The sequence below is a fragment of the Streptomyces sodiiphilus genome, from assembly GCF_039529215.1.
GTDB lineage: Bacteria > Actinomycetota > Actinomycetes > Streptomycetales > Streptomycetaceae > Streptomyces > Streptomyces sodiiphilus.
The window spans coordinates 1-2548 of record NZ_BAAAMJ010000123.1 but is presented as its reverse complement, the minus strand read 5'-3'; the positions used below and the strand labels follow the sequence as shown (position 1 = coordinate 2548).

Below are 2548 nucleotides of genomic sequence, written 5' to 3'. Positions count from 1 at the left end.
CTGACCAGCTCAAACTGAGGATGGAAAGAGCTCACTGTCGCAAAGACTTTGAGTCTCTACGTGAACGGCAGGTTCGTTGAATCCGTCGATTGGTCCGGCTCCTGGTACGCCGATCGTCAGCTGCAGATAGGTGCGACAGCCCGCTCGGGAGAAGTCCGGCGGTTCTTCCCGGGACAGATATCCGACGTCCGGCTCTTCGAGCGTGTCGTGACCGAATACGAGGTGGGGCAGCTGTTCCAGCAGTCCCCGATCGTGAAGGGGCGCTGGCAGTTCGAGGAGGGCGGTTCGTCGACCCCGGACTCCTCCCTGGAGGGCAATGCCCTCGACCTGCACGGTGGTGCGGGCATCGGGGAGTACATGGGCCGGGTTGACCTCCACGCCCTTGAGCTGGACGGTTCCACCGGCTACGCGGCGGCGCCGACGGTACCGGCCGACACCTCGGCGAGCTTCACCGTCGCCGGGTGGGCGCAGGGTGTCGGGGCGCTGGAGGAGCCTGCCTCCCTGGTCAGTGCGTCGGGAGCATCGGAGAGTGCCTTCGCGGTGCGGTACGTCCCGGATCCGGACGACCCCGGCTGGGGTGAGTGGCAGGTGGCGTTGCCCGACCAGGACACGGTGGGGGCGCAGGTGACACGGGTCCGCAGCCAGACTCCGCACCACGCCGCGTCGTGGACGCACGTGGCGGTCGTCCACGACGGCTTCGCCAAGGAAGTCCTGCTCTACCTGAACGGGCAGCTCGAAGAAGTGGTCTGCGCGGACGAGTCGGAGCCGGACTGCGCGGGGGGAGCCTCCTGGGCGGAGAACGTGCACACCTTCCAGGCCACGCATTCACTGCAGGTGGGGCGTTCGCGGTCCGCTGGGGCGTGGGGCGAGCACTGGCCCGGAGCCATCGATGATCTGTGGTTCTTCCAGGGTGCGTTGACCAGCAGGCAGGTCGACTACTTGTCGCAGGGTGTCTCCGGCGCCCCCACCACGGTTCCCTGACGCCCACGCGGGAGCGGTGCGTCTCCGCAGGTTCGGAGACGCACCGCTCCCGCCTTCGGCGGGTTCGAGTTCTTTCAGCTTGTCAGTCGTGCTGGTCGGGCTGGCGTGGTCATGAGGATGAAGGCGCACATGAGCGGCACAGGCAGAGCACGGCGCACGAGCAGGCATCTGCGGACAGGACTGAGCCTCGGGCTGTCGGTGATGGTGGTGGCCACGCTGTTGCAGACGGCGGCAATGCCACCGGCCGTCGCCGACAGCGGCCGCCCCGACCTGCCGCAGGCCGAGGAACCGGTCGAGGGCCGGGAAGGTCTGAGGGTCAAGGATCGAAAGACCGACGAGGGCCCCGAGCCGGGGGAGCCGCAGGCCACGTGGCCCAAGCCCGGCACGGCGGAGGTCGTGCTGCCTGCCGCTTCGGCCGTCACCCTGCCGGCCGCGGCCGGCGAGCTGCCCGTTTCCCTCACCGGCGACGGCCGGGCCGTGACCGCCGACGTCGAGCTCCTGGACGAGAAGGCCGGCGCTGCCCTGGGCGCGGACGGCCCGGTCATCGCCGTCACCGCACGGGAACCGGAACAGCCGGGCGTGCTCCGGGCCGCGGAGACACACGCCGACGTCACGCTCGACTACTCCGGCTTCGCCGGACTGTTCGGCGGAAGCTACGCCTCCAGGCTCACCCTGGTGGGACTCCCGGCATGCGCCCTGGACACTCCCGAGAAACCGGAGTGCCGGGAACGGGGCCGCATTGACGCCGGAAACGACACCGAGCGCCGGGTACTGACGGCGGAAGGTGTGCAGCTGGCCTCCGGCCGGCCGGTGGTGCTGGCCGTCACTGCCGGTTCCGGGAGCGAGACCGGTGACTACAAGGCCACCGACCTCGCGCCCTCGGCGACGTGGGAGACCGACCTCAACACCGGTGACTTCACCTGGTCGCACGAGATGCCCGTCCCGGAAGTGCCCGGCGGGCTGAAGCCGAACGTCGGCCTGTCGTACTCCTCCGGGGGTATCGACGGCCGCACCGGAGGGACCAACAACCAGGGCTCCTGGGCCGGGGACGGCTTCGACCTGTGGCCCGGATACATCGAGCGCAAGTACAAGGCCTGCGCCTATGACGACGTCGAGAACGCCGACGGGCAGAAGATCGGCGACCTGTGCTGGGACTACGACAACGCCTTCATCTCCTTCAACGGCAGCGCCAGTGAACTCGTCCCGGCCGGCAGCAACACCTGGAAGCTGAGGAACGACGACGGCACCAAGGTCGAGCTGCTCAAGGACCAGGCGCGCGCGAACGGGGACAACGACAACGAGTACTGGCGGGTGACGACACCCGCGGGTGTCCAGTACCACTTCGGTTACCACCGGCTTCCCGGCTGGACCTCCGGTGCGGCGGTGACCGACTCGACCTGGACCGTTCCCGTCTTCGGCAACGACCCCGCAGACCCGTGCTACTCGGCGACCGTCAAGGACGCCTGGTGTCAGCAGGCATGGCGGTGGAACCTCGACTACGTCGTCGACACCCGCGGCAACGCCCTCACCTAAGGGCTGTCCCGTAACTGCTGGTCACGGGTGAGAT

Annotated in this window: 2 protein-coding genes; both read left to right on the top strand. The window is 68.7% G+C overall.

Annotated features, from left to right (window positions below; all coding sequences use genetic code 11):
• Positions 1 to 48 precede the first annotated feature (48 nt).
• A complete protein-coding gene (locus tag ABD299_RS24915) occupies positions 49 to 981 on the top strand; it encodes a LamG-like jellyroll fold domain-containing protein (protein ID WP_344267060.1) in 933 nt (310 codons plus the stop codon).
• A 129-nt stretch (positions 982 to 1110) separates the two neighbouring features.
• Entirely contained in the window at positions 1111 to 2514 is a 1404-nt protein-coding gene (locus ABD299_RS24910; RefSeq protein ID WP_344267057.1) for a hypothetical protein, read from the top strand.
• Positions 2515 to 2548: the final 34 nt, after the last annotated feature.

What these genes read in the sequence shown, in the direction of transcription:
- ABD299_RS24910 (WP_344267057.1), top strand. Translation starts at nt 1,111, where the DNA reads ATGAGCGGCACAGGCAGAGCACGGCGCACGAGCAGGCATCTGCGGACA.